Annotated in this window: 25 protein-coding genes and 1 riboswitch; of the genes, 13 read left to right on the top strand and 12 right to left on the bottom strand. The window is 69.6% G+C overall.

Translation table 11 applies throughout. The features are described from left to right. Positions 1-3: 3 nt before the first annotated feature. Positions 4-1,416 (bottom strand): aminotransferase-like domain-containing protein, encoded by a 1,413-nt coding sequence (locus tag L687_RS23795; RefSeq protein WP_040569556.1) that lies wholly within the window; start codon positions 1,414-1,416, stop codon positions 4-6. A gap of 112 nt (positions 1,417-1,528) precedes the next feature. Between L687_RS23795 and L687_RS23790 the strand changes: the two genes are divergently transcribed. Beyond that, complete coding sequence (locus tag L687_RS23790; protein ID WP_021198299.1) at positions 1,529-1,837, top strand: hypothetical protein; 309 nt, start codon at positions 1,529-1,531, stop codon at positions 1,835-1,837. Positions 1,838-1,877: 40 nt separating this feature from the next. Here the strand turns inward: L687_RS23790 and L687_RS23785 are convergent, their stop codons facing one another. Both L687_RS23785 and L687_RS23780 read right to left on the bottom strand, forming a co-directional pair. Beyond that, a complete protein-coding gene (locus L687_RS23785) occupies positions 1,878-3,518 on the bottom strand; it encodes a DUF4407 domain-containing protein (protein WP_021198298.1) in 1,641 nt (546 codons plus the stop codon). Positions 3,519-3,604: 86 nt separating this feature from the next. After that, on the bottom strand, positions 3,605-4,177 hold the full coding sequence (locus tag L687_RS23780; protein ID WP_021198297.1) for a TetR/AcrR family transcriptional regulator: 573 nt from the start codon (positions 4,175-4,177) through the stop codon (positions 3,605-3,607). A 65-nt stretch (positions 4,178-4,242) separates the two neighbouring features. On the opposite strand from L687_RS23780, the gene L687_RS23775 reads away from it, so the two are divergent. Beyond that, positions 4,243-4,866 (top strand): NAD(P)H-dependent oxidoreductase, encoded by a 624-nt coding sequence (locus L687_RS23775; RefSeq protein ID WP_021198296.1) that lies wholly within the window; start codon positions 4,243-4,245, stop codon positions 4,864-4,866. Here L687_RS23775 and rlmN read toward each other — a convergent pair. Further along, on the bottom strand, positions 4,815-6,116 hold the full coding sequence (gene rlmN, locus L687_RS23770; protein WP_021198295.1) for a 23S rRNA (adenine(2503)-C(2))-methyltransferase RlmN: 1,302 nt from the start codon (positions 6,114-6,116) through the stop codon (positions 4,815-4,817). The two genes, L687_RS23775 and rlmN, sit on opposite strands and share 52 nt — an antisense overlap. A 71-nt stretch (positions 6,117-6,187) precedes the next feature. Between rlmN and L687_RS43300 the strand changes: the two genes are divergently transcribed. The 4 genes from L687_RS43300 (at position 6,188) to L687_RS23750 (ending at position 8,962) form a co-directional block, all read left to right on the top strand. Then, a complete protein-coding gene (locus L687_RS43300; RefSeq protein ID WP_021198294.1) occupies positions 6,188-6,748 on the top strand; it encodes a ribosomal protein L7/L12 in 561 nt (186 codons plus the stop codon). Positions 6,749-6,810: 62 nt separating this feature from the next. Beyond that, complete coding sequence (locus L687_RS23760; protein ID WP_021198293.1) at positions 6,811-7,449, top strand: bifunctional 4-hydroxy-2-oxoglutarate aldolase/2-dehydro-3-deoxy-phosphogluconate aldolase; 639 nt, start codon at positions 6,811-6,813, stop codon at positions 7,447-7,449. A gap of 179 nt (positions 7,450-7,628) precedes the next feature. Then, positions 7,629-8,216, top strand: coding sequence for an ankyrin repeat domain-containing protein (locus L687_RS23755; protein ID WP_021198292.1), 588 nt, complete (start codon positions 7,629-7,631; stop codon positions 8,214-8,216). Continuing rightward, complete coding sequence (locus tag L687_RS23750) at positions 8,213-8,962, top strand: sulfite exporter TauE/SafE family protein (protein ID WP_021198291.1); 750 nt, start codon at positions 8,213-8,215, stop codon at positions 8,960-8,962. The genes L687_RS23755 and L687_RS23750 overlap by 4 nt, the downstream gene beginning before the upstream one ends. Before the next feature lie 44 nt (positions 8,963-9,006). Here the strand turns inward: L687_RS23750 and L687_RS23745 are convergent, their stop codons facing one another. Together L687_RS23745 and L687_RS23740 are read right to left on the bottom strand one after the other, a co-directional pair. Beyond that, positions 9,007-9,837 (bottom strand): SDR family oxidoreductase, encoded by an 831-nt coding sequence (locus L687_RS23745; RefSeq protein WP_021198290.1) that lies wholly within the window; start codon positions 9,835-9,837, stop codon positions 9,007-9,009. Positions 9,838-9,883: 46 nt separating this feature from the next. Then, entirely contained in the window at positions 9,884-10,642 is a 759-nt protein-coding gene (locus tag L687_RS23740; protein WP_021198289.1) for an SDR family NAD(P)-dependent oxidoreductase, read from the bottom strand. Between the two features lie 169 nt (positions 10,643-10,811). Between L687_RS23740 and L687_RS23735 the strand changes: the two genes are divergently transcribed. The 6 genes from L687_RS23735 (at position 10,812) to L687_RS23710 (ending at position 14,535) form a co-directional block, all read left to right on the top strand. Continuing rightward, the gene (locus tag L687_RS23735; RefSeq protein ID WP_021198288.1) at positions 10,812-11,258 is read left to right on the top strand and encodes a hypothetical protein; all 447 of its coding nucleotides are present in this window, start codon (positions 10,812-10,814) and stop codon (positions 11,256-11,258) included. 222 nt (positions 11,259-11,480) lie between these two features. Beyond that, positions 11,481-11,936 (top strand): hypothetical protein, encoded by a 456-nt coding sequence (locus tag L687_RS23730; protein WP_152525837.1) that lies wholly within the window; start codon positions 11,481-11,483, stop codon positions 11,934-11,936. Further along, on the top strand, positions 11,926-12,462 hold the full coding sequence (locus tag L687_RS23725) for a signal peptidase II (RefSeq protein WP_021198286.1): 537 nt from the start codon (positions 11,926-11,928) through the stop codon (positions 12,460-12,462). The genes L687_RS23730 and L687_RS23725 overlap by 11 nt, the downstream gene beginning before the upstream one ends. Continuing rightward, positions 12,459-13,397, top strand: coding sequence for a cytochrome c oxidase assembly protein (locus tag L687_RS23720; RefSeq protein WP_021198285.1), 939 nt, complete (start codon positions 12,459-12,461; stop codon positions 13,395-13,397). The genes L687_RS23725 and L687_RS23720 overlap by 4 nt, the downstream gene beginning before the upstream one ends. A 65-nt stretch (positions 13,398-13,462) precedes the next feature. Continuing rightward, on the top strand, positions 13,463-14,188 hold the full coding sequence (locus tag L687_RS23715; protein ID WP_021198284.1) for an aminoglycoside 3'-phosphotransferase: 726 nt from the start codon (positions 13,463-13,465) through the stop codon (positions 14,186-14,188). Next, complete coding sequence (locus tag L687_RS23710; RefSeq protein WP_021198283.1) at positions 14,185-14,535, top strand: CHY zinc finger protein; 351 nt, start codon at positions 14,185-14,187, stop codon at positions 14,533-14,535. Before L687_RS23715 ends, L687_RS23710 begins: the two co-directional genes overlap by 4 nt. Positions 14,536-14,541: 6 nt before the next feature. Here L687_RS23710 and L687_RS23705 read toward each other — a convergent pair whose 3' ends face one another. The 3 genes from L687_RS23705 to L687_RS23695 all read right to left on the bottom strand — a co-directional run bounded on the left by L687_RS23705 (position 14,542) and on the right by L687_RS23695 (position 17,440). Next, positions 14,542-15,321: an energy-coupling factor transporter transmembrane component T family protein gene (locus L687_RS23705; protein WP_021198282.1), complete on the bottom strand. Its 780-nt coding sequence runs from the start codon at positions 15,319-15,321 to the stop codon at positions 14,542-14,544. After that, positions 15,318-16,787 carry an ABC transporter ATP-binding protein gene (locus L687_RS23700; protein WP_031206669.1) on the bottom strand — a complete coding sequence of 490 codons (1,470 nt, stop codon included), beginning with the start codon at positions 16,785-16,787 and terminating at the stop codon, positions 15,318-15,320. Before L687_RS23700 ends, L687_RS23705 begins: the two co-directional genes overlap by 4 nt. After that, a complete protein-coding gene (locus L687_RS23695; RefSeq protein ID WP_021198280.1) occupies positions 16,784-17,440 on the bottom strand; it encodes an ECF transporter S component in 657 nt (218 codons plus the stop codon). Before L687_RS23695 ends, L687_RS23700 begins: the two co-directional genes overlap by 4 nt. Next, a riboswitch (TPP riboswitch) is annotated at positions 17,433-17,542 on the bottom strand. It overlaps the preceding gene by 8 nt. Positions 17,543-17,624: 82 nt before the next feature. Here L687_RS23695 and L687_RS23690 point away from each other — a divergent pair. Then, the gene (locus L687_RS23690; protein WP_021198279.1) at positions 17,625-19,256 is read left to right on the top strand and encodes a D-alanyl-D-alanine carboxypeptidase family protein; all 1,632 of its coding nucleotides are present in this window, start codon (positions 17,625-17,627) and stop codon (positions 19,254-19,256) included. 117 nt (positions 19,257-19,373) lie between these two features. Here the strand turns inward: L687_RS23690 and L687_RS23685 are convergent, their stop codons facing one another. From L687_RS23685 to L687_RS23675, 3 genes are all read right to left on the bottom strand, one after another. After that, positions 19,374-21,638 carry an ABC transporter ATP-binding protein gene (locus tag L687_RS23685; RefSeq protein ID WP_021198278.1) on the bottom strand — a complete coding sequence of 755 codons (2,265 nt, stop codon included), beginning with the start codon at positions 21,636-21,638 and terminating at the stop codon, positions 19,374-19,376. Continuing rightward, positions 21,635-23,362, bottom strand: a complete 1,728-nt coding sequence (locus tag L687_RS23680; RefSeq protein WP_029258535.1) for an ABC transporter ATP-binding protein — start codon at positions 23,360-23,362, stop codon at positions 21,635-21,637. The genes L687_RS23685 and L687_RS23680 overlap by 4 nt, the downstream gene beginning before the upstream one ends. Before the next feature lie 207 nt (positions 23,363-23,569). Continuing rightward, a complete protein-coding gene (locus L687_RS23675; RefSeq protein ID WP_021198276.1) occupies positions 23,570-24,631 on the bottom strand; it encodes an enoyl-CoA hydratase/isomerase family protein in 1,062 nt (353 codons plus the stop codon). Between the last annotated feature and the right edge of the window lie 37 nt (positions 24,632-24,668).

Here is a 24,668-nt window from a genome sequence, read left to right as displayed (position 1 = left end):
AGCCTAGGAAGACATCCCGAGAGTCTCCCGATACTCGCGCCAGGCCGCTCCGAGGCGGCGGATGCCCTCGGCGAGCACGTCGTCGGGGGCGGTGAAGGGGATGCGGATGTGATCGTCCGGCGACGCGGAAACGGCGAACGCCGCACTTCCGGCGATCGAGACTCCGTGTGCGGCCGCCGTTCGGGCGAGCGCTGCTGCTGACCCCACGGGCACCCGCACCCATAGCGACAGCCCGCCACGGGGCGGCTCGACCGTCCAGTCGGGCAGGTGCTCTGCCATCAGTCGCTGCAGCAGCCGGAGCCGCTCCTGATGGATGCGGCTGTTCGCGCGGCGCAGGTCGTCGGCGCGGGCGATCAGATCGAGAGCGAGCAGCTGACCCGGCACGCTGGTGGACTGGTCGGCGAGCTGACGCGCGCCACGCAGCCGTCGTACGAGCACGGGGTCCGCCCGCAACCAGCCGATCCGCAGGCCCGCCCACACCCACTTCGACACCGACTCGACCACGATGACGGGCGCGTCGGCGCGCTCGGCGGCGAGCGTGGGCGGCACCACCCCGTCGAAGGAGATACCGGCGAGCACGCGATCCTCGATGACCGGAACGCCGTACTGCGCGGCGAGCGCAGCCACCCGATGCCGAGCAGCTGCAGGCAGGCGCGACCCGGTCGGGTTCTGGTGATGCGGGTTGAGGGCGACGAGTACCGGACGCAGACGAGCGAGGGCCTGCTCCAGCGCGTCGACGTCGAGACCGTCGTCGCCCATCGGGACGCCGTGCACCGCACCGCCGCGCAGGCCGACCGAATCAGTGACGCCCGGCCAGGTGATCTCCTCGGCGAGCACGATGTCGCCTGGGCCCACGAGCGCGTTGACGACGAGACTGATGGCCTGCTGCGCGCCGTGCGTGACGAGGATCTGCTCCGGTGTGGTCGGTGTTCCCTCGGCGGCGTACATGTCGGCGATGAGGGTGCGCAGCGCAGGCAGGCCCGCAGGGTCGGTCTCCGGCAGCAGGGCGAGGTCGAGCCGCGGCTTGTGATCGCGAATGAGCTGCACCCCGAGGTCGGAGATCTGCGGCACGGTGCGCAGGAGATCGATCGCGTTCGGCAGCGCCGAGAAGAGGGCCTCTCCGCGTCCTGGTCGTGAGGCAGGCACGGCGGTTGCGGCTGTCCCGGCGATGCGGGTGCCGCTCCCCTGCCGCCGGTCGACGAGACCGCGGTCTGCGAGGTCGCCGTACGCGGCGACGACCGTGCCGCGCGAGACGGACCCTGCCGCTGCCAGTGCGCGCTCCGCGGGCAGCCGGTCCCCCGGGCGCAGCTCACCACTTGCGATCAGACCCTCGATGCCTCGCGCGAGCCGGGCGGCGAGAGTGCCGTCTCCCTGTGTCCAGCGGCCGAGCCGCGCCGAGAGCGCCTCCGAGGACACGTCACCTGCGTGGACGAGAGATGCCGCTCGTACCGCAGGAATGGCCGATGCCTGATCCATTGGCCCGCTATTGGCCCTGTCCATCACGCTCATGAGAACCGATTCTGGACCAATGAACACGCATCTCGCCAGCCGTCCTGCAGAGACTGGACCGATCAATCCCGATTGGACCATCGCGCAGCTCCTGGAGTGGCTCAGCGATGATGTCCGCCAGCACGAGGTGACGCTTCAGCATCCGCTCGCCCGCATCGAGGCGTCGCTGACCGGGGCGCGCTGGGCACGCACCCCGTCGACCGTGGCGTTGATCCGCTCGATCGCCGCCGCCGTCCGCGACGAACCGGTGCGGGGAAGCATCCGGGTCGGCGAGCTCTCCCTGCAGCAGGCGCCACGGATGCCGGAGCGGATTCCCCAACCCGCCTGACCGGAGCCTGGCGCAGCCTCGCCGCACCGCGATGCCCGGTTCAGCCGATCGTCGGGCGAACGAGCTGCTCCTGCTCCTCGAGCGTCTGCGCCTGCGCGCGCTTCTCCGCCCGTTCCCGCTCCTGCGCCTCGGCCGCCTCTCGGCGTTCCGCACGCGTCTGCGGCTCACCGGAGCCGGCCTCCGCCTGTATCCCCTGGGTCTGATCCGTCACGATCTGCGCACGGTCTCGGAAGCCCTCGGCCGTCACCTTGTCGAGGGCGACCTGCTTGCGGATCGCGGCGGCTTTCTCGTAGAGGCTCGGATCACCGTAGCTCGTGAGCACCTTCACCAGCACCGGCAGCAGCTCGATCATGAAGAACAGCGCGGCGATGAGGATGTGCGCCCACAGGATCGAGGGCTCCTTCTCGCTCAGCCGGTTCAATCCGCTGATCTGACTGAGCAGGCCGACCGCTCCGGCGTTGCCCTGCGCGACCGCATCGGCGCGGGCGTTGTACGCGGCGAGCGCCTGATCGTAGGAGTCGCGAGCTGTCGGCAGCTGCGACTTCGCCTGCTCGCGGTTCTGCGCCTCGGACGACGAGGTGTTCTCCTTCGCCGCAGTGCCGGCCGCGGCGAGCTCCTCGTTGGCGGTGCGCAGCTGGGCGGCGAGGGCGTCGTAGGTCTGCTGAGCCTCGGCGAGCTGCGCCTTGGCGGCGTCCGAACTGGCGCCCTGGCCGTTGACGCCGGTGCAGCCGGGGACGGTGCCGGCACCCTCACCCGTGAGCTCGCACTGGTACAGCACGCGCGCCTGGTCGATCACGGCCTGCTGGGCGGTCATCTTCGCGGTCACGTCGTCGACCGTGGCCTGAGCCGCGGACTCGGTCGCCGACGAGGAGTCGGTGCCGGCGACGATGCCGGTCGCCGCCTGGTTCTCGAGTTCGGCGACCTTGGCGGATGCCGCGTCGAGCGCGATCTTCTCCGGGCCGTTCTCGAGCGCCTCCTGGTCGGACTGCGACTGGGTGATGTTGGTGGAGGCGACCTCGCGGGCGATGTCGTTGTGGAAGATCTGCAGCACGAGTGGCTCGGCCACGACGAAGCCGATGATCGCGGCCATGATCACGCGCGGGATCGCAAGGCCGATGAGGCGCCAGACGTTCCTGGTCGAGCTCATGGTCGATGTGAGGAATCGGTCGAGGTTGAAGATGATGAGCGCCCAGACGAGCGCCAGGGGCACGGCCAACCAGACGGCCGCCTGCACCCCGGTGGTGAGCGCGAAGAGCATCGAGATCGCCGAGACGAGCGCGGTGCCGGCGAGCACGAAGAACATCTGCACGAAGCGCGGGGTCTCGCCGGGAACACGGTCGAGGATCTCGCCCTCCGCACCGCCGAGGATCGCGAGGGTTCGCGCGCGCGAACCGGGAGTGCGCGGTGCGCGCTTCGCGCGGGGACGGCGGATGCGCGGCTCCCGCGGCGGCTTCACCGGAGCGGGTTCTTCGGCGGCGGAATCGTCCGCGGCGATCGCGTCGGCGATCGGAGTCGTCTCTGCGGGCACGGACTCGGGCACCTCACGGGTGGCGTGGTCGGTGCCGGTGGGCTCGAACTCACGCAGGAAGTCGAGGTCATCCGTGACGGCGTCGGGTTCGCTGTCGAGGATGATCCGACCCTGCGAGTCGTAGCGACCCGGTCGATGGGCGGAATAGGGCATTCGAACAATCTACGAAACCTCGCCTGTGCATCGCGTGGAAGAGTGCTTTGAGCGACTCACAGGTTGGACGACGCAACCGTGACGGATCACTCCGCGGGAAGCAGCCGATCGAGGGCCGCGGCGTAGGCCGACAGTCCGTCCTCGAGCGTGAAGTGGCCTGCCGCAGCGAGCGTGCCGAGCCCGTGGATCAGTCCCCACAGCGCGACGACATCTGTCGGTCGATCGAGGCCGACTGCCGCCGCCCCCTCGGCGAGCACCGCCTCGAGCCCGTCGATCAACGGCGCCATGGTGGGAGTCGGGGATCCGGGCACGCAGACCGTCGGATCGTAGACGGCGTCGAACGCGTGCGGGTGCTCGACGGCGAAGCGGATGTACGCCGAGCCCCCGTCGGCGAGCGCGGCCCGCGGGGTCGAGGCCTTCACGGCAGCGGTGCTCACCTGGCCCAGGAGATCGGCCATGCTGCGCTCGGCGATCGCCTTGAGCAGTCCCAGGCGGTCGGAGAAGTGATGGTACGGGGCGTTGTGGCTGACGTTCGCGGCCCTGGCGACCTCGCGCAGGCTGATCTCCGCCGCGGGCATCCGCTCCAGCAGCTGCATGGCGGCGTCTTCCAGAGCACGGGCGAGATCGCCGTGGTGGTACCCGTCCTTGGAACTTGACATGAGCAACATCCTCTCCTATCTTGACAGTGTCCACCAGCTTGACACTGTCCAGATAGGAACCGGAAATGCCCGCTCTCGTGATCGACGGCCACCCCGACGCCCGCTCCCTGACCGCCGCTCTCGCCCAGCGCTACGCCGCAGGGCACGGCGACGCCCGTGTGCTCGCCCTCCGCGACCTCGGCTTCGACCCGAACCTGCGCTTCGGCTACCGCGAGCGCATGACGCTCGAGCCCGACCTCGTCGAGGCGAAGCGCGCGCTGCAGGACGCCGACACGATCGTCATCGCGACGCCGCTGTGGTGGGGGTCGGTGCCCGCGCTGCTCAAGGGCTTCTTCGACCGCGCCCTGCTGCCGCAGCAGGAGTACCGCTACACGAAGCTCGGGCTCGTCGAGGGACTGCTGCCCGCGCGACGGGGCAGGCTGCTGCTGCTCGCGGACACGCCCTGGTACTTCACACCCTTCACGGGGCTGCCCGCCCAGACCCACGTCGCCCGAGGCACGATGCGCTTCTGCGGGATCCGCTCGGTGCGCACCCATTGCATGCTCGGCGTGAAGGATGCGAGCGAGACCACGATCTCCCGGTGGCTCGACCGCGCCGAGCACCTCGGCGCCGTCGACGCCCGCCGTGCCGGCCGGCCTCAGGCCATCGCGGCGGAGGCGGCCTCATCCTCGGTCGTGGCGACCAGCTGACCGCAGGCGCCGTCGATCTCCTTGCCGCGGGTGTCGCGGAGAGTCGTCGGGATGCCGGCGTCGTTGAGCCTGCGCACGAACTCGTTTGTGACGTCTTTCTCCGACGCCGTCCAGATCGAGCCCGGCGTGGGATTCAGCGGGATCGGGTTCACGTGCACCCAGCCGCGTCCACGCTGGTTGAGCTTCTCCGCCAGCAGATCGGCACGCCAGGCGTGATCGTTCATGTCCTTGATCAGGGCGTACTCGATCGAGACGCGGCGACCGGTCTTGGCGTAATAGTCGTAGGCGGCGTCGAGGGCCTCGTCGACCTTCCAGCGCGAATTCACCGGGATGAGCTCGTCACGCAGGCGGTCGTCGGGGGCGTGCAGCGACAGCGCGAAGGTCACCGGGATGTTCTCGTCGGCGAGCTTCTTGATCGCGGGCACCAGGCCCACCGTCGAGACCGTGATGCCGCGGGCGCTCATCCCGAGCCCGTCCGGCTGCGGAGCGACCATCGAGCGCACCGCATCCATCACGCGCTTGTAGTTGGCGAGCGGCTCGCCCATCCCCATGAAGACGATGTTCGAGACGCGCTCCATGCTGTGGTCGTCGGACTTCTTGCCGCCCAGACCGCCCTCGGCGATGAGCCGGTTGGCGCGCACGATCTGTTCGATGATCTCGGCGGTCGACATGTTGCGGGTCAGGCCCGCCTGGCCGGTCGCGCAGAACGGGCAGTTCATGCCGCAGCCGGCCTGGCTCGACACGCACAGCGTGATGCGGCCGGGGTAGCGCATGAGAACCGACTCGACCAGGGCGCCGTCGTGCAGGCGCCACAGGAACTTGATCGTGTCGCCGCGGTCGGTCTCGAGGCGGCGGACCTCGGTGAGCAGCGGCGGGAGCATCCCGGCGACGAGCTGCTCGCGGGTGTCGGCCGGGAGGTCGGTCATCTGCTCGGGGTCCGACGTGTAGTGACGGAAGTAGTGCGTCGACAGCTGCTTGGCACGGAAGCCGGGCAGGCCGAGCTCTTTCACCTTCTCGACGCGCTCGGCCGGCGTGAGGTCAGCCAGGTGCACCGGCGGCTTGCCGCGCTTGGGGCTCGCGAACTGCAGCAGTGGACGCCCCTCGGCGTCCTTCTGCTGGGTCCATCCCTCGGTGGCAGGGCGCACCTGTGGCTTCCTGGTCTCGCGCACCTTCCCCTGGGCGGGGCGTCCCTGCGGGGCGGACGCGGATGCTGCGGGGCGCGTCTCGCGCGTGCGGGGAGTCTCGGTCATACCCTCCAGGGTACGCGGTGGCGGATGGGAAGGCCCTGGGGCGCGGGCGGTGACCTCTCTAGACTGAGCCCATGGATGCCGTGCTGTGGATCATCGCGATCGTCGTCGGCCTGATCGTCGTCGTGGCGATCCTCGCCGTCGCGGTCCGCGGCATGCGCCCCAAGCTGCCAGAGCCGCAGGTGTTCACCCCGTCGCCGACGACCGCGCGCACGGCTCCCGCTTCGTCGGCGTCGACGGCCGTCTCCGGTTTGACGCCGAGCGTGATCGCCGAGATCGACCGGCTCGTCGGGGCCGGGCAGAAGATCCACGCCATCAAGCTGTACCGCGACCACTCGGGCGTCGGCCTCAAGGAAGCGAAGGACCGCATCGACCACTGGTCGGTCAGCACCACGGCGCCGCACCTCGCCGCCGTGTCGAACGCCACGGCCACGCGCTCGTCGATCACCCCGATGGTCGCGACCCCTTCGTCCGTGCGTGCGTCGCTGCCGGCTTCGGTGGCCTCCGAGATCGACCGGATGGTCGCTGGGGGTTCCGCCATCGCCGCGATCAAGGCGCTCCGCGAGCACACGGGACTCGGACTCAAGGAATCGAAGGACCTGATTGAGGCCTGGCCGCACACCCACGCGTCCTGACCAACTTGTCATTACAGGCTGCGCCCGGGAGAATGGACGTGCCCGCCCGATGAAGGAGCCCCATGTCCGACCGTCTCGACCGCGCCCGCACGACCGGCATCCTCGCCGTCCTCCGCGCCCCCTCCCCTGAACTGGCCATCGAGGCCTCGGAGGCGATCATCCGCGGCGGTGTCACCGGCATCGAGGTGACCTTCTCCACCCCGGACGCTCCGGCGGTCATCCGCGAACTCATCGCCCGCCACGGCGACGCCGCCTACGTCGGCGCGGGCACTGTGACCACCGCTGCACAGGCCGAGCACGCAGCGGATGCCGGAGCCGAGTTCCTGGTCAGCCCCGGCACACTGCCGCACCTCACGCGCAGCATGCTCGACACGGGCCGCGTCGTGATGACCGGCGCGATGACGCCGACCGAGGTCATGGGCGCGCTCGAGCTCGGCGTCGACGTCGTGAAGATCTTCCCGGCGTCGCTCGGCGGCCCGTCCTACCTCGGCGCCCTGCGGGGACCGTTCCCCGACGCCCCGCTCATGCCCACCGGCGGCGTGAACCCCGACAACCTGGCCGCCTGGTTCACCGCCGGCGCGGTCGCGGTCGGTGCGGGCGGAGACCTGGCGAACGGAACCTCGATCGCGAACGGCGACTGGGCCGACATCGAGCAGCGCGCCGCGCGATTCGCCACGGCACTCACCGCCGCGCGGAGCTGACCGCCACACGGGACTGATCACCGCGCGAGGTTGATCACCCGATGTCCGGCATCTTTTGGTATACCGGATGCATGCGTGCGCGAAGGATGTTGGCCGTCGGCGCCGTCACAGTTGCCCTGCTGACCGTGACGGCCTGCACAGCAGCGCCGCATCCTTCCCCGTCGACCCAGGAGGCTGCCATGACCGAAGCCACTCGCGATCTGCTCGCCGCCGCTGAGGACGGAGACGCGATCGCCGTGCAGACGGCGATCGACGAGGGCGCGGACATCGAGGCGCGCGGATCCGGCGGGATGACAGCCCTGGTGGCGGCGACCAAGGCGAACCACGTCGACGCGGCCCGGGCCCTGATCGAGGCGGGGGCAGACGTGAACGCCAAAGACGACATCCAGGACTCCGCCTACCTGTACGCGGGCGCGCGCGGACATGACGAGATCCTCCGTCTGACCCTCGACAACGGCGCCGACCTCGCGAGCACCAACCGCTTCGGCGGCACGGCCCTGATCCCGGCGTCCGAGCGCGGACTGCTCGCGACGATCGAGATCCTGCTCGAGGCCGGCGTCGACCCGAACCACATCAACGACCTGAACTGGACGGCGCTGCACGAGGCGATCGTGCTCGGCGACGGATCCTCGACCTACGTCGACGTGGTTCGTGCCCTCCTCGACGGCGGGGCCGACAGCGGCATCCCGGACGGCGACGGCGTGCTCCCGGTCGACCTCGCGAAGGCCAGGGGCTACGACGCGATCGTCGCCGAGCTCGAACGGTGATCGCCCTCGACCCGTGGGCCTGGGCGGCGCTCGCGGTGGCGGCGGCGGTCATCGGCCTCTCGAAGACCGCACTGCCGGGCGGGAGCATCCTGGCGATCGCGCTGTTCGCGGCCGTCCTGCCCGCCCGCACCTCGACCGCGGCGACCCTGCTGCTCCTGATGGTCGGCGACCTGTTCGCCCTGTTCGCCTACCGCCGGCACGCGCACTGGCCCACGCTGCTGCGGCTCGCTCCCGCGGTCATCGCGGGACTGCTGGTCGGATTCGCGTTCCTCGCGCTCGCCGGCGATGGTGTGGTGCGCCGTGCGATCGGAGTGATCCTGCTGCTCATGATCGCCGTGACGCTGTGGCGCCGGTGGCGGCAGAGCAGAGCGGATACCGTGTCACCGCCCTCCAGCGGCATCCTGCTCGCAGGCGCCTACGGCACGCTCGGCGGCTTCACGACCATGGTCGCGAACGCCGGCGGGCCCGTCATGTCGATGTACTTCCTGGCCACCCGCACCCCGGTGCAGGTGTTCCTCGGTACCTCCGCGTGGTTCTTCGCCATCATCAACGTGATCAAGGTGCCGTTCCTCGCGGGCCTCGGGCTGTTCGAGCCACCGGTACTGCTGATGGATGCCGTGCTCGCGCCGCTCGTGGTGGTCGGCGCGCTCCTCGGGTTGCGGGTCGCCCGTCGCATGAATCAGCGTGTGTTCGACCGCATCGTGATCGCACTCACGATCGTCGGTGCGGTCTACCTGCTGATCTGACCCCATCTATCTGCTCCCGCTCTGACTCCGGGGCCGCGGGAACCTCAGTCGAGGAAGATGTCGGGGAAGAGCGCGCTGTCGGGAGTGCCGGGGATCGCGGCATAGCCGGAGAAGTCGGTCACACCGTCGGCCTCGAGCACGTCCTCGACGATGAGCGTCTGACCGGTGTACGACGCCGCGGGCTTGAGCAGCACGGCATACGCGGCGTCCGCATAGATGTCGGGCGTGCGACTCGCAGCCATGACCTTGTCGCCACCGAGGAGGTTCTGCACGGCCGCCGTCGCGATCGTGGTGCGCGGCCACAGGGTGTTGGCCGCGATCCCGTCGCGTGCGAACTCGGCGGCGAGGCCGAGGGTCGCCATGGTCATGCCGAACTTCGCGAGCGTGTATCCGGTGTGCGCGCCCAACCACTTCGGGGTCGGGTTGAGGGGCGGCGACAGCGAGAGGATGTGCGGGTTCTCGGCATCCTTCAGGATCGGCACGGCGGCGCGCGAGAGCATGAACGTGCCGCGTACGTTGACGTCCTGCATCAGGTCGTACTTCTTGGCGTTCAGGTCGAGCGAGCGCGAGAGGTCGATGACGCTGGCGTTGTTGATCACGATGTCGATGCCGCCGAACTCGCCCTGCGTCTTCATGACCGCTTCGGTGATGTCGTCGTCGTCGCGCACGTCGCCGACGATCGGCAGAGCCTGGCCGCCGGCCGCGCGGATCTGCTCGGCCGCGGTGTGGATCGTGCCTTCGAGCTTCGGATGCGGGGTGTCGGTCTTCGCGAGCATCGCGATGTTCGCACCGTCGGCAGCCGCCCTCAGCGCGATCGCGAGGCCGATGCCGCGGCTGCCGCCCGACATCAAGATGGTCTTGCCTGCAAGGGACATGGGTTCTCCTGGGTTCTCGATCGCGGGTTCTGAGGGGTGCCGCGGGTCAGCGCGGCGCCATGCGGATGGCACCGTCGAGGCGGATGGTCTCGCCGTTGAGGTAGCCGTTCTCGACGATCTGCTGCACGAGAGCGGCGTACTCGTCGGGGCGTCCGAGGCGCGAAGGGAAAGGCACCTGCTGGCCGAGCGAGTCCTGTGCCGCCTGCGGAAGACCCATCAGCATCGGGGTCTCCATGATGCCCGGAGCGATCGTGCACACCCTGATGCCGTAGCGGGCGAGCTCGCGCGCCACCGGGAGGGTCATGGCGTGCACACCGCCCTTGGATGCGGAGTAGGCGGGTTGGCCGATCTGACCGTCGAACGCGGCGACGCTCGCGGTGTTCACGATGACGCCGCGCTCCTCGTCGTGCAGCTCGTTCTTCGCGATCACGGCGGATGCCTGCGAGATGACGTTGAACGTGCCGACGAGGTTGATGCGGATCACGCGCTCGAAGTCGGCGAGCACAGCCGGGTTGCCTTCGCGGTCGAGCACCTTGGCGGGCGGCGCGATGCCGGCGCAGTTCACGACCACCCGCAGCGGAGCGGCGGACTGCGCGGCTGCGACGGCCGCCTGCACCTCATCCGCGTTCGTGACGTCGGCCGCGACGAACAGCCCACCGAGTTCGTCCGCGATCTCGGCACCCTTCGACGAGGCGAGGTCGATGATCGTGACGTGCGCTCCCGCGGCGACGAGCCGGCGCGCCGTGGCGAGTCCGAGACCCGAGGCTCCGCCGGTGACGAGTGCACCCTGTCCGCTGATCTGCATCTGATGTTCTCCTTCGAACGTCGTCGTGCGACATGCATTGATGGAACGCAGTCCCAGCCTACGTGGTTCTTGGTTTCACCACGAGCCGAGGTACGGCGTCGAGAGCGAGCCTACGACACCGCCTCGCGCGCGAAGGAACCCGATAACCGATGCGGGTAGGATCCCGAGAATGCGCCGCTCGCCCGGGATCCTCCGTTCCGCGGGCATCGTCGCCCCGCCGGTGATAATGCGGCTCATTACCACGGCGAGCCTGGCGCTCCTGCTGCTCTTCGCCTTCGCCGTGACCACCCACGGGGCGCAGGACGAGAACGGCGCTGCCCCCTCCCTCACCGCCGCAGTCGTCGACGCATTCGACCATGCGGCCGCAGCCGCCCAGGAGCAGGTCACCGCCGCACCCGACAGCGGGACGAGCGCTCTCGTCGGAGCTGCGCTCTGCGCTCTGGGCGTGCTGTGCGGGCTCGCCGTGATGCTCCTGCGAACACGCGCAGCGCACCGCCGGGCACTGGTCACGCGACTCCGAGCCGGATCCGAGGCTCTGCGTCGATCGTCTGCATCTCCCCCGCGCCCACGCGCGACAACGCTCTCCCTCCTCCAGCTCGGCCTCTCCCGAACCTGATCCGCCGGCCGCACCCGCGCGACCGCATCCGCCGCTCGCAACCCGGCCTCCCCCGCGGCATCCCCTCGATATCCCTGTCGACCTCCTGAGTAGACATCTCGCGTCGACCTCTCGCGTCGACTCCGCGCGACCCCCGACTCCTGAAGCCGTGCGTTGCGTGCGCGGCACCATCCGAGGCTCCGTCCTCTCGAACAATCTGCTCTCACCCCTCGAAGGAGACCCATGAAAAGCCCCGTGGACAACGCCGATCGGCGCGCTCCCCAACGCCCGAGTCCGCAGACGAACCCGATCGGCTGGACGATGCGGCGCACGGTGGGCACGACCGTCATGGGGGCGGTGCTCAGCGTCCTGATCCTGCTCGTCGGCGGGGAGTCGGCAGCCGCGCACGTGCCCCACAGCATCGTCGGCGCCTCAGAGGCGGATACGCCCGCGACGACTCAGACCCCCGCACCCACACCCACACCCACACCCACACCGACACCGACCAGCAGCACGACGCACGAGCAGCAGAACGGCGAGCGGAGGGTGCAGCGCGACGACCTCGGATTCCTGGGGACCGTCTTCCTCGTCGGGATCGGCTTCCTCCTCGCCCTCGGAGCGACCGGGGTGGTCTTGGCGGGGCGCGCGCGGCGGAGACGCGATCGGGCAGCGGAGACGGGACCGTCCGATGAAGCGTGAGAGCGTCCCGAAGTACGCCGTCGCCTTCGTGATCGCCGGCCTCGTCGTCCTGATCGACCAGAGCACCAAAGCGGCCGCGATCGCCGGGCTCAGCCAGACGGAACGGATACCCGTTCTGGGTGATGCGCTCGGCCTGCAGCTCGCCTACAACCCCGGGGCGGTGCTGTCGCTGGGCTCCGGGGCGACCTGGGTGCTGACCGTGGTCGGCGTGGGCGCCGTCGCCGCCCTGTTCGTCGCCGCGGTCCGCGCACGCACGACGTGGCGGGCCTGGGGGTTGGGTTTCATCCTCGGGGGCGCCATCGGGAACGTGCTGGACCGTCTGCTCGCTCCCCCCGGGTTCGGCATCGGCCATGTCACCGACTTCCTCGCGTACGGGAACTGGTTCATCGGGAACCTCGCCGACGTCGCGCTCGCGATCGGAGGCGTCGTCCTCGTCATCGGGGCCGGGGTCCGTCACCGTGCGCAGACACGGAACGCGGCCTTCGGCGACCGGCCGGACGACGAACGAGAGGGCGCGAACGGATGAACAACTGGATGCCGAACGCGCCGCCGACCTTCGCCGACCTCGTGCTGCCCGCACCGGGCCCGTTCCCCCTCCTGCCCCTGGTCGCCGCCGTGCTGGCCATGGCGTACCTCGTCGGCGCGATCCGCCTCTGGCGGCAGCACCGCCGGTGGCCCGTCTGGCGCACGGTCGTGTTCCTCCTGGGCTGCCTCGCGCTCGCGGCCGTCACCGGTCTCGGGGTCGAGGCATACGGCTACGCGCTGATGTCGGTGTTCATGTTCCAGCAGCTCACGCTGATGATCGCGATCCCGCCCCTGCTGGTGCTCGGATCACCGGGCACCCTGCTCCTGCGTGCCACGCCCCACCACGGGCTGGGTGCCGCCGCGCTGCGTGCCGCGCACGGCGGACTCCGCAGCCGCGTCGCCCGATGGATCCTGAGCCCGTGGATCGCCCTGCCGGTGTACCTGATCGCGTTCTACGGTCTGTATCTGGCCGGTCTCGCCGATCGCGTCCTCGCTGCTTCCGGCGGTCACATCGCCCTGGAGGTCGGGTTCCTCATCGTGGGCATCCTGTTCGCGATCCCGGTGCTGAGCTCCGATCCCCTCCCCGTGCGTCTCGGGCACGGCGGGCGGGCACTCGACGTCTTCGCCGAGGCCGCCCTGCACGCGTTCTTCGGGGTCTTCCTGATGATGGCGACGACGATGCTCGTCGACCACTTCGTCGCCCCGACCCTCGCCCTCGGGATGGATCCGCTCGAGGACCAGCGTCTGGCGGGCGGTCTGGCCTGGTCCTACGGCGAGGCGCCGACGCTGCTGATGCTCGTGTACGTGATGCATCGGTGGTTCCGTGATGACACGGCCCGCGCCGCCGCCGATGACCGCTACGCCGATGCGCACGGCACGACCGAGCTCGACGCCTACAACGCCTACCTCGAAGGCCTGCGCGACGAGAGCCGATGAACCGCACCGGTCGCCGTCACCCGCCACCGCCGCCGTCACCCGTCGCCGTCGGGCAGGATGGACGGATGAGCATCCCCTCCGCCTCCCTCGACGTGCCGACGCGGGTGCGCGAGCTCGCCCGCGGTGCGGCGCTCGTGCCGGTCTGGCTCAACGGGATCGGCGGGCTGACCTTCCGCACCGACGACGGCCGCTACATCAAATGGGGGCCGCTCGACGACGAGGCGAACATGCGCGACGAAGCCGAGCGCATGAGGTGGGCGCGCACCTGGATCGCGGTGCCCGAGGTGCTCGAACAGGGGCAGGACCAGACACACGAGTGGCTCGTCACCGTCGCACTCGACGCGAGCAGTGCCGTCGACCCGCGCTGGGCCGACCAGCCCGAGACCGCGGTACGGTCGGTCGGCGCGGGCCTGCGGGCGCTGCACGACGCCCTGCCCGTGGCCGAATGCCCCTGGGAGTGGAGCACGCAGTGGCGGATCGCCAACGCCGCCGACCGCGGCACGATCGTGCCCGACGAGCTGCACCAGGCGCCACCGATCGACCGCTTGGTGGTGTGCCACGGCGATGCCTGCATGCCGAACACGCTTCTCGACGCCGCCGGCCGTCCCGCCGCGTTCGTCGATCTCGCAGCTCTCGGAGTCGCCGACCGCTGGGCCGACATCGCCGTGGCGTCGATGAGCACGATGTGGAACTTCGGTTCCGGCTGGGAGGACACGCTCATCGAGGCCTACGGGGTCGAGCCCGACTACGAGCGCCTCGACTACTACCGGCGGCTCTGGAACGAGACATGAGCGTGGCGCCCCCGCCCGCCGGTCGACCGCCGGTGTTCGGCCCGGTCGTCGACGACATGACCCGGTGCGTGCACTACCGGGGCCCGACAGACATCATCGCGATCCGCTTCGCCTGCTGCGGCGACTACTACCCGTGCCACCGCTGTCACGAGGAGTCTGCGGGGCATCCGGCGCAGCAGTGGGCGCCCGAGCAGCACGACACCGCGGCGATCCTCTGCGGCGCATGCGGACACGAGCTCACGATCACCGAGTACTTCGCGGTGACGGGCTGCCCTCGCTGCACCGCCCCGTTCAACGAGCGCTGTGCTCTGCACCGGGAGCACTACTTCCAGCCGAGTTGGAGCTAGCCGACCCTAGCTCCACACGAATCGGAAGGTCCCGACGAGGACGGCGGCGGCAAGGGCGAGGGCCATGATCGCGATGCCGCCGATCAGCGCCACCGCATCGCGCGGGTGCAACCGGGACGGTCGCGACCAGGTGCGGGGGATGCCGGAGCCGAAGCCGCGCGCCTCCATCGCGAGTGCCAGCGTGGACCCGCGCCGCACCGCGAACACGAGCAGCACGAAGGCCATCGAGAAGAATCGTCGCAGCACACCCCGATCCCCCACGCCCCGTGCACGACGGGCCAGGCTCATGGTGCGCCAGTCGTCGAGGAACAGGCCCAGCATCCGGGTGCCGGCGAGGATGCCGAGCACGAAGCGACTGGGGAGCTTCGCGACCTGGGCCAGCGCATCGGCGAGCTCTGTGGGGTCGGTGCCGCCGAAGAGCAGGATCGTCGGCAGTCCGAGCGCGATCACGCGCAGGCTCACCGCGATCGCGAGCGTGATGGAATCCTCGCTGATCGTGGCGAATCCGAAGGTCCAGTAGATCCGCCCTGCGGGTTCGGCGTAGAGCAGCATGCTCACGCCGGCGATCGGTGCGAAGATCGCGATCGGCAGCAGGCGCTTCAGCACCGTCGACAGCCGCAGTCGGGTCAACGGCAGGCAGAGCAGCTGCAGGACGATCGCGGCCAGCGCACTCGTGACGTCGATGGACGCGAACAGCGGCACCGACAGCAGCACGGCGAGCACCAGCTTCGTCACCGGGTTCACACCGTCGAGCCATACCGTCCGTGCGGTCTCGACCGCCGTCACGATGTCGCCTCCCCTTCGCGTCCCAGTTCGATGCGATGCCCGCCCAGGTGTCGGATCACGGCGTCGTCGTGCGTGACCGCGACGATCGACCGACCACGCGCGATCTCCTCCTGCAGGAGCGCGACGAGCGAGATCCACCCACGCCGGTCCTGCCCGAAGGTCGGCTCGTCGAGCACGATCACCTCGGGTGCTCCCGCCAGCACGGTCGCGACGGACAGTCGACGCTTCTGCCCGCCGGAGAGCGTGAACGGGTTGGCGAGCGCGAGAGACGCGAGTCCGAGGCGCTCGAGCAGTTCCTCGACGACGCCGTCCGTCTTCGCGCGGTCCCACCCGAGGGCTCGCGGGCCGACGGCGAGCTCGTCGCGCAGCGTCTGCGTGAGGAACTGATGCTCCGGCTCCTGGAAGACCATGCCGATGCGGGTGAGCAGCTCACGCGAGGACCAGCGGATCGGGCGGGGGCCCTTGCGCCCCGCCAGCTCGGGCGCCGAACGCACTTCGCCGGCCTGCTCCGGGATGAGGCCGGCGAGGGTGAGTGCGAGCGTCGACTTGCCCGCGCCGTTCGGCCCGGTGATCACGGTCGCGTTCGCACGCGGCACGCGCAGGTCGAGCCCCGACTGCACGACGACGCCCGCCTCTCTCGCGATCGAGAGCGCGGAGGCCGTGAGGGCATCGGAGGCAGGAACCTGTTCGAGCATCGGAAGGTCGATGCCGCGGTCGGGCACCCACACCCCCGCATCGGCGAGCACGTCGCCGTGGGCCGCGAACACCTGCGCGGGCGCACCGTCGGCGAGGAGTCCTCCGTCGGCCGCCAGCACGATCACGCGCGTCATCAGATCGACCCAGATCGGGGTGCGGTGCTCGACGACCACGAGCGTCGCGCCGGTCGTCTCGACGGCGCGCTCGACACTCGCCCGCACCTCCCGCACCCCCTCCGGGTCGAGGTTCGCGGTGGGCTCGTCGAGCAGCAGCAGCCCCGGTCGCATCGCGAGCACACCGGCCAGCACCAGCCGCTGCTTCTGCCCGCCGGAGAGCGCCTTCGTGGGGCGTCGCAGCGGAACATCGAGGCCGACGGCGTCGAGCGCCTCGGCGACGCGACCCGGGATCTCGGACGCCGCGACGCCCAGGTTCTCGCAGCCGAACGCGACGTCGTCGCCGACCTTCGACAGCACGATGCCGGCGTCCGGGTCCTGCAGGACGAGTCCGACCTGACCGTGCCGTGACTCGGGGGCCGCACCGTCGATGCGCAACGACCCCGTCCGTTCCCCCTCGTCGTCATCGCCGAGGACCCCGGCGAGGCCGGCGAGCAGCGTCGACTTCCCTGCACCCGAGGCGCCGAGCAGGAGCACCCGCTCGCCCGGTTCGATCGTGAAGGAGACGTCCGCGACGGCGGGACGCTTTCGACCGGCGTACCGCCAGCCCCAGCCCGTAGCCTGCACGCGGGCCGGGGAGGCGAAGGTCACGCTCAGACCTCGCGCACGTGCTCTCGCCCGACGGCGAAGCGGTTGAGGGCGCCGGTGACGGCGAGGGCGCGTACGAGCAGCCAACCGACCACGCCGGCCAGGATCGCCCCGGAGACGACCACGCTGATCAGATAGATCGTGTTGAACTCGACCGACTTCAGGATGTTCGGCGAGCTGCCGTAGAACAGCTCGAACACCCAGGCGGCCACGGCGGCTCCGACGCCGGCGAGCGCAGCGACTGCGATCCCGAAACGACGGTAGAAGAACAGGGCGAAGATGATCTCTGCACCGAGGCCCTGCACGATGCCCGACAACACGGTCGAGACACCCCACACGTTGCCGATCAGCATCGACACGATCGCGGCGACCAGTTCGACCACGAGCGCGGCCCCCGGCTTGCGGATCACGAGACCGCCGACGACACCGCCGAGCAGCCAGATGCCGACGGCGATGCCACCGAGGCCCGGTGTCAGGGCGTCGGCCGCGCCGAACCACGCGTATCCGATGGTGTTCCATCCCCAGAACACGAGACCGATCGCGACGCCGAGGACAGCGGCGACGACGATGTCGACGACGCGCCAGCGCCAGATCGATGGGCGGTGCAGCCCGTTCGCATCGGCGGATGCCTGCTGTGCGGATGTGGACGTAGGCGTACTCATCTGAACTCCTCCCTGCGCTGGCATGACCCAGATCAGGTTCGACGGTCGAAGCGCGATTCGCTCCCTCTCAGCCCGGCTCGCCGGACTCCCGTGGTTGTGCTGAAGATCCTACCCGCTGGCGACACCCGCGTGGCGACAAGGCTGTGCGCCGCGGAACCCGCCCGGGATTGGGTACCGTGAACGAGTGACCGCAACAGATCCCGCCGACGAGGCGACGGGCGTCGTCCGTGACGACGGCCCCGCGACCACCGCCCCCTCCGGCTCCGTCGATGCCGCGTCGGGCGGTTCGGTGCTCACGGCCGAGCAGACGTCGACGCGCGCGCTCGCACCGGAATCGGTGGTCGCCCCGGAACCGGCCACGCCCGCTCTGACGAAACCGCCATTCGTTCCGCGTGAGACTGCCGCGGGAGACGCCGACGATCCCCTCGCCGCGCTCGACGCGACCACCCCCCAGTGGGCGGACGAGACCACCACCGCCACCGCTCTGACCTGGGTGGACCCCGCGACGGTGGCCGACCACACCGCCACCGCGACTCTCGACGAGACGTCGGAAGCCGAGCGGACGAACGGCCTGCTCCGCGGGGCACGCCTGCGCCCGGCCATCGCCCGTCCCGGCATCCTCGTTCCGCTGGCCACGCTCGTGGGCCTCGTCGCCGCGTATGCCGGCACCACGCTGCTCTGGCCGCTGCACGAGGTACCTCCGACAGTGCAGTCCGTCGAGTTCGCGACGACGCCCGCTGCCGCAGCCACCGTCACCTGGCCCACCGAGGGCGCGGGCGCCGTCGGCATCTCCGGCATGACCACTGCGGCCTCGATCCCCGATGCGGTGAGCATCGCGAGCATCACCAAGGTCGTGAGCAGCCTGATGGTGCTCGACCGTATGCCGCTGGCGGTGGGCGAACAGGGGCCCGAGTTCTCGTTCACCCGGGCCGACAGCGTGAAGTACTGGGACTACCGGCGCAGCGACCAGTCCGCACTCGATGTGCCGATCGGCGGGGTGCTGACCGAATATCAACTCCTGCAGGGCACGCTGATGGGATCGGCGAACAACTACATCGACCGGCTCGCGAGCGAGATCTGGGGGTCCGATCGCGAATTCGCCCGGGCCGCCGAGGTGTGGCTGCGCGAACGAGGCCTCACCGGCATCACCGTGGTGACGCCGTCCGGCTTCGACGAGCGTAATGTGGCCACCCCCGAGGCGCTGGTCGCCCTCGGCGAGCGTGCCATGCAGAACCCGGTGTTCGCCGAGATCGTCGGCACCAAGTCGGTGGACCTCCCGGGCGCCGGCACCGTCGTCAACACGAACGGGATGCTCGACGATCCCGGTGTCGTCGGCGTCAAGACCGGCACGCTCGTCGGCTGGAACCTGCTCACCGCGAAGGACGTCGTCATCGGCGACACGACCGTGCACCTCTTCGCCGCGGCGCTGAACCAGGCCGGCAACGATGAGCGACTCGCTCTCACCCGCTCCCTGTTCGCGGAGGCGGAAGCGGCGCTGGAGGCGCAGCCGCCCGCCGTCGCGAAGGACACCGTGGTCGGTCAGGTCACGACCCCCTGGGGGGAGGAGGTCGACGTCATCACCGAGACCGATGCCGATGTGGTGCTGTGGAACGGGGCGACCGCCACCGCGGCGACGGCCTTCGATCTCGGCGAAGACCGTGAACAGGACGACGCCGTGGGCACGCTGACGACGACCGGTCCGCTCAACACCGTCACCACGCCTCTGGTGCTGGCCGAGGATGTGGAGGGGCCGAGCCCGTGGTGGCGTCTGACCCACCCGCTCGAGCTGCTCGGGATCAGGGCCGACCGCTCCTGACACCTCGTCACGCGCGCTGTGCCGGCGCCCGCGACGACGCGATCCGCCTACGACGACGCCCCACCCCGCGTGAGCGGAGTGGGGCGTCGTCGTGCGGATGCCGGAGGGCGGGAACGCTCAGGAACGGTGGCTCGAACCGTCGGCCCCGTCTTCCAGCAGGGCCTGGGCTGCCGCCGTCTCGGCAGCGGGCAGCTGAGCACCGATCGAGGCTCCGGCAACGGCGGCCGCAGCCTCCTCCCCTGCACCTTCGGCATCGCTCGCATCGCCCGAGACGACGACGGGCGTCGTGCCGGTGAGGGCGTCTTCGGCGTCGATGTCGGTCGCCGCCTGCTCGAACTGCGACTGGTACAGACGCCAGTAGGCGCCCTGCGCGGCGATGAGCTCGTCGTGCGTGCCCTTCTCCACGATGTCACCGTGCTCCATCACCAGGATGAGGTCGGCGTCGCGGATGGTCGACAGTCGGTGCGCGATCACGAACGACGTGCGTCCTTCACGAAGCGCGGCCATCGCGTGCTGCAGCAGCAGTTCGGTGCGGGTGTCGACGGCCGACGTGGCCTCATCGAGGATGAGGATCGACGGCTGCGCGACGAATGCCCGCGCGATGGTGATGAGCTGACGCTCGCCCGCCGACACGTTCGCGGCATCCTCGTCGAGCACCGTGTCGTAGCCCTCGGGGAGGGCGTGCACGAAGCGATCGACATAGGTCGCCTTGGCGGCGGCGAGAACCTCGTCGTCGGTCGCGGTGGAGCGACCGTAGCGGATGTTCTCGCGGATGCTGCCGGCGAACAGCCACGGATCCTGGAGCACCATGCCGGTGCGCGACCGCAGTTCGTCGCGGGTCACCTCGGCGATGTCCTGGCCGTCGAGCATGATGCGCCCGCCGCTGAGCTCGTAGAAGCGCATGATCAGGTTGACCAAGGTCGTCTTTCCCGCACCGGTCGGACCGACGATGGCGACGGTCTGCCCCGGCTCCACCCGGAATGACAGGTCGCGGATGAGCGGACGCTCGGGTGTGTACGAGAACGCGACGTTCTCGAACTCTATGACGCCCTTGCCCTCCACCAGCTCGGGGGCATCGGCGTCGTCCGCCTCCTGCTCCTCGGCGTCGAGCAGTTCGAAGACCCGCTCGGCGGAGGCCGTGCCGGACTGCACGACCGCGGCCATGCCACCCAGTTCGGACAGGGGCTGTGTGAACTGCTGCGAGTACTGGATGAATGCCTGCACGTCGCCGAGACGGAGCTGGCCGTTCGCGACCATCAGACCGCCGAGCACCGCGATGCCCACGTAGCTGAGGTTTCCGACGAACATCATCGCCGGCATGATGATGCCGGAGAGGAACTGTGCCTTGAAGCTCGCCTGGAACAGCTCTTCGTTCTCGACCTGGAACTTGTCCAGCGCATCCTTCTCCCGGCCGAAGACCTTCACGAGCGCGTGGCCGGAGAATGCCTCCTCGACGCGGGCGTTCAGGCGACCGACCTTGCGCCACTGGGTGCCGAAGGCCTTCTGCGAGCGCGGTCCGATGATGCCGAAGATGACGCCCATGAGCGGCAGCGTGATGAGGGCGACGAGCGCGAGCTGCCACGAGATCGAGAACATCATCACGAGCACGCCGATCACGGTGAGCACCGAAGTGAGTGCTCCCGAGAGCGACTGCTGCATCGTCTGCGTGATGTTGTCGATGTCGTTCGTGACGCGTGAGATCAGCTCGCCGCGCTGCACCTTGTCGAAGTACGCCAGCGGCAGCCGGTTGATCTTCGCCTCGACCGACTCGCGCAGCCGCCACATGGTGCGGACCATGATCACGTTGATGACGTAGCCCTGGATCCAGGTGAGGAAGGCCGCGGCCACGTAGATGCCGAGCACCGCGGCGATGACGAGACGCAGTGCGTCGAAGTCGATGCCCTGGCCGACCGTGAAGTCGCCCAGCGCGCCGACCTGGTTCGCGAAGTCGTCCTGCCCACCGGCCCGCAGCGCCTCGACGACGACGTCCTGCGAGGTCCCGGCCGGGAAGCCGGGGAACCCGTCGGTCGGCTGTCCGAGCTGGATGGAGATGAAGCCCTTGTAGACGAGGTTGGTGGCCTCGGCGAGCACCTTGGGCGCCGCGACCGTCAGGACCACGCCGATCGCACCCAGGATCGACACGAAGACGAACCAGATGGCCGAGGGCTTCAGCAGCCCGATCATGCGCGCGAAACTCGGACCGAAGTTGTCGGCCTTGCCCGGCGCGACGCTGTCCCAGTCGCCGGAGTTCTGACGTGCCTGCTCGGCGAGCTCGGCCTCGTACTTCTCCTCGGCGCTCAGCTCGACCTCGGCGACGAGCGCTGCCGCCTTGCCGCGGCCGCGTCTGGCCGTGCGCTTCTCGTTGTTGTCCTGCGCGCTCATGCGTCCACCCCCAGCTGCGACTCGACGATCTCTCGGTAGGTGTCGCTCGTCTCGAGCAGTTCCTCGTGCGTGCCGACGCCGACCATGGTTCCGCCGTCGAGGACGACGATGCGGTCCGCGTCCGTGATGGTGGAGATGCGCTGGGCGACCACGATCTTCGTCACGTGCGGGAGCTCCCGCCACAACGCCTGCCGCAATCGCGCGTCCGTCGTGAGGTCGAGGGCCGAGAACGAGTCGTCGAAGACCAGGATCTGCGGCTGGTGCACGATCGCGCGGGCGATCGCGAGTCGCTGACGCTGACCACCCGAGACGTTCGTGCCGCCCTGGGCGATGCGGGAGTCGAGACCATCGGGCATCTCCTCGACGAAGTCGCGACCCTGTGCGATGTCGAGCGCGTGCCACAGCTCTTCGTCGGTGGCCTCTTCCCGGCCGTAGCGCAGGTTCGACGCGACGGTGCCGGTGAAGAGGAACGGACGCTGCGGCACCAGGCCGATGCTGTCCCACAGCGACTCGACGTCGGCCTCGCGCACATCGGTGCCCCCGACGTGCACGGAGCCGCCCGAGACGTCGAACAGGCGCGGGATGAGCGACACGAGGGTCGTCTTTCCGGAGCCGGTGGAGCCGACGATCGCGACGGTCTCACCCGGCTGCGCGGCGAAGCTGATGCCGGTGAGCACAGGGGAATCGGCACCGGGGTAGGTGAACTCGACGTCGTCGAGCGCCACGGATCCGGGGACCGGGAACTCGGTGACGCCGTTCTCGGGGCGGACCAGCGTGGATTCGGAGTCGAGAACCTCGCCGATGCGCTCGGCCGACACCGCGGCGCGCGGGATCATCATCGCCATGAAGCTCGCCATGATGACGCCGCCCATAATCTGGCCGATGTACTGCATGAAGGCGAACAGTGTGCCCACCTGCACCGTGCCGTTGTTGACCTCGATGCCGCCGAACCAGATGACCGAGACGACCGTGACGTTCAGGATGAGCATGAACAGCGGGAACAGCAGCACGAAGAGCGAGCCCACCTTGCGGCCGACGACCATGATGTCGGTGTTGGCGCCGCGGAAGCGGTCTTCCTCGATGCGCTCGCGCACGAATGCCCGCACGACGCGCACGCCGGTGAGCTGTTCGCGCATGATGCGGTTGACGTTGTCGAGCTTGCCCTGGTAGCTGCGGAACAACGGGACCATGCGCCCGATCACGAGGGCGGCCAGGATCAGCAGCAGCGGCACAGACACGGCGATGAGCCAGCTGAGGCCGACGTTCGTCTGCACGGCGAAGATGATGCCGCCGATCGCGAGGAGCGGCGCCGTGACGAGCATGGTCGCGCCCATCATCGCCAGCATCTGCACCTGCTGCACGTCGTTCGTGTTGCGGGTGATGAGCGAGCCGGCGCCGAACTGCGAGACCTCGCGCTCGGAGAAGCCGCTGACCTTGCCGAAGACGTCGGCGCGGATGTCACGGCCGGCGCCCATCGCTGCGCGCGCGGCGAAGTACGTCGCGGTGACCGAGGCGATGATCTGCCCCAGCGAGACCGCGAGCATGAACAGACCGGTGCTCCAGATGTAGCCGGTGTCACCGCGGGCGACGCCCTTGTCGATGATGTCGGCGTTCAGACGCGGGAGGTAGAGGGTCGCTGCGACGCTGGCGAGCTGGAAGACCAGCACCGCGAGCAGCAACCATCGGTATCGGGAGAGATAGCGGAGGAGGATTTTTCCCAGCACAGGCGGACTTTCTAGGAAGGATGAAGCGGCGGATTTCTCGGCAGACGGATGCCGACCGACAATCGGCCACAAGACAGAGTGCCACGATCCGCGGACATTCGTATCCCCCTCATGGGGGACCTTCGCTCACAGCGAACCGCTTCCCGTCCCGATCAGCGGTTTCTGCACACGGGCGAACAACGGCGAAGGAAGTCGCCGAACCCCTTCTCAGAACAGGGCGGGCTGCGGGACGTATGCGCGTGCAGGGGCGCCGGCGTCCGGGGCGAGCTCGGCCAGCGTGGGCGGGTCCCACTTCGGATCCCGGTCCTTGTCGACGATCTGCGCGCGGATGCCCTCGACGAGGTCGGGGTGCTCGTTCACGAACCACAGCACGCGGCGGTACTCGCCCTCGAGTGCGGCACGAAGCCCCGACAGCTCGCGTGCCTCGCGCACGGCATCGAGCGTGACAGTGAGGCCGGTCGGCGCGAGGTCCTCGAGAAGGTCCGCGGTCGCGGCGGCCTCCGTCGTGCCCTGGGCCTGCAGGCGATCGATGATTTCCCTCACGGTGGGAGCGGAGAAGGCGTCGTCGATCCACTCCCGCCACGCCGGGAGCTGCGAGGGCTCCGGGGTCTCGTCGAACAGCAGGACGATCTCACTCGGGCCCGTCGGATCGGCCCGGAAGGCGAGAGCCTCGCTCAAGGCGTCGAGGCGGTCCGACGGCACGAAGTGATCGGCGAAGCCGAGGTACACGGCATCCGCGCCGCTCATCGTCGCTCCGGTGAGGCCGAAGTACTCGCCGAAGCGCCCGGGGGCACGGCCGAGAAGCCAGGTGCCGCCGACGTCGGGCGTGAATCCGATGCGCGTCTCCGGCATCGCGAGCTTCGAGCGCTCCGTGACGATGCGGATCGCCGCGTGCCCGGCCAGGCCGATGCCTCCCCCCATCGTGATGCCGTCGGCGAAGGACACGACCGGCTTGGGGTATTCGGCGATCATCGCGTTCAGCGCGTACTCGGCACGGAAGAACTCCGCGGTCTGATCAGCCTGCCCCGCCACGATCTGCCCGTGCAGAGCCCGCACGTCGCCGCCGGCGCACATGCCGCGATCCCCCGCTCCGTCGAGCAGCACGATCTGCACGTCGGTGTCGTCGCGCCAGGCGTTCAGCGCTGCGGTGAGGCTCTCGATCATGCCGACGTCGAGGGCGTTGATGGCCTCGGGGCGGTTGAGCGTGAGCCGCCCGAGCGCCCCTTCGGTGCGGACGAGGACGCGGGATGCAGCGTGAGAATCGGTCACGCTGGCCAGGCTACCCCTTTCGGCAAGGGCGTCATTC

Source organism: Microbacterium maritypicum MF109 (assembly GCF_000455825.1).
GTDB lineage: Bacteria > Actinomycetota > Actinomycetes > Actinomycetales > Microbacteriaceae > Microbacterium > Microbacterium maritypicum_A.
This window is presented reverse-complemented; position numbering and strand designations above follow the sequence as displayed.

Excerpts from the sequence above, each read along its gene's own strand:
- L687_RS23780 (WP_021198297.1), bottom strand. The coding sequence starts at position 4,177 with ATGTCAAGTTCCAAGGACGGGTACCACCACGGCGATCTCGCCCGTGCT.
- L687_RS23695 (WP_021198280.1), bottom strand. The coding sequence starts at position 17,440 with ATGAGTACGCCTACGTCCACATCCGCACAGCAGGCATCCGCCGATGCG.
- rlmN (WP_021198295.1), bottom strand. The coding sequence starts at position 6,116 with ATGACCGAGACTCCCCGCACGCGCGAGACGCGCCCCGCAGCATCCGCG.
- L687_RS23755 (WP_021198292.1), top strand. The coding sequence starts at position 7,629 with ATGACCGAAGCCACTCGCGATCTGCTCGCCGCCGCTGAGGACGGAGAC.
- L687_RS23715 (WP_021198284.1), top strand. The coding sequence starts at position 13,463 with ATGAGCATCCCCTCCGCCTCCCTCGACGTGCCGACGCGGGTGCGCGAG.
- L687_RS23725 (WP_021198286.1), top strand. The coding sequence starts at position 11,926 with ATGAAGCGTGAGAGCGTCCCGAAGTACGCCGTCGCCTTCGTGATCGCC.
- L687_RS23745 (WP_021198290.1), bottom strand. The coding sequence starts at position 9,837 with ATGTCCCTTGCAGGCAAGACCATCTTGATGTCGGGCGGCAGCCGCGGC.
- L687_RS23735 (WP_021198288.1), top strand. The coding sequence starts at position 10,812 with ATGCGCCGCTCGCCCGGGATCCTCCGTTCCGCGGGCATCGTCGCCCCG.
- L687_RS23785 (WP_021198298.1), bottom strand. The coding sequence starts at position 3,518 with ATGCCCTATTCCGCCCATCGACCGGGTCGCTACGACTCGCAGGGTCGG.
- L687_RS43300 (WP_021198294.1), top strand. The coding sequence starts at position 6,188 with ATGGATGCCGTGCTGTGGATCATCGCGATCGTCGTCGGCCTGATCGTC.
- L687_RS23720 (WP_021198285.1), top strand. The coding sequence starts at position 12,459 with ATGAACAACTGGATGCCGAACGCGCCGCCGACCTTCGCCGACCTCGTG.
- L687_RS23710 (WP_021198283.1), top strand. The coding sequence starts at position 14,185 with ATGAGCGTGGCGCCCCCGCCCGCCGGTCGACCGCCGGTGTTCGGCCCG.
- L687_RS23775 (WP_021198296.1), top strand. The coding sequence starts at position 4,243 with ATGCCCGCTCTCGTGATCGACGGCCACCCCGACGCCCGCTCCCTGACC.
- L687_RS23730 (WP_152525837.1), top strand. The coding sequence starts at position 11,481 with ATGAAAAGCCCCGTGGACAACGCCGATCGGCGCGCTCCCCAACGCCCG.
- L687_RS23790 (WP_021198299.1), top strand. The coding sequence starts at position 1,529 with ATGAACACGCATCTCGCCAGCCGTCCTGCAGAGACTGGACCGATCAAT.
- L687_RS23740 (WP_021198289.1), bottom strand. The coding sequence starts at position 10,642 with ATGCAGATCAGCGGACAGGGTGCACTCGTCACCGGCGGAGCCTCGGGT.
- L687_RS23760 (WP_021198293.1), top strand. The coding sequence starts at position 6,811 with ATGTCCGACCGTCTCGACCGCGCCCGCACGACCGGCATCCTCGCCGTC.
- L687_RS23685 (WP_021198278.1), bottom strand. The coding sequence starts at position 21,638 with ATGAGCGCGCAGGACAACAACGAGAAGCGCACGGCCAGACGCGGCCGC.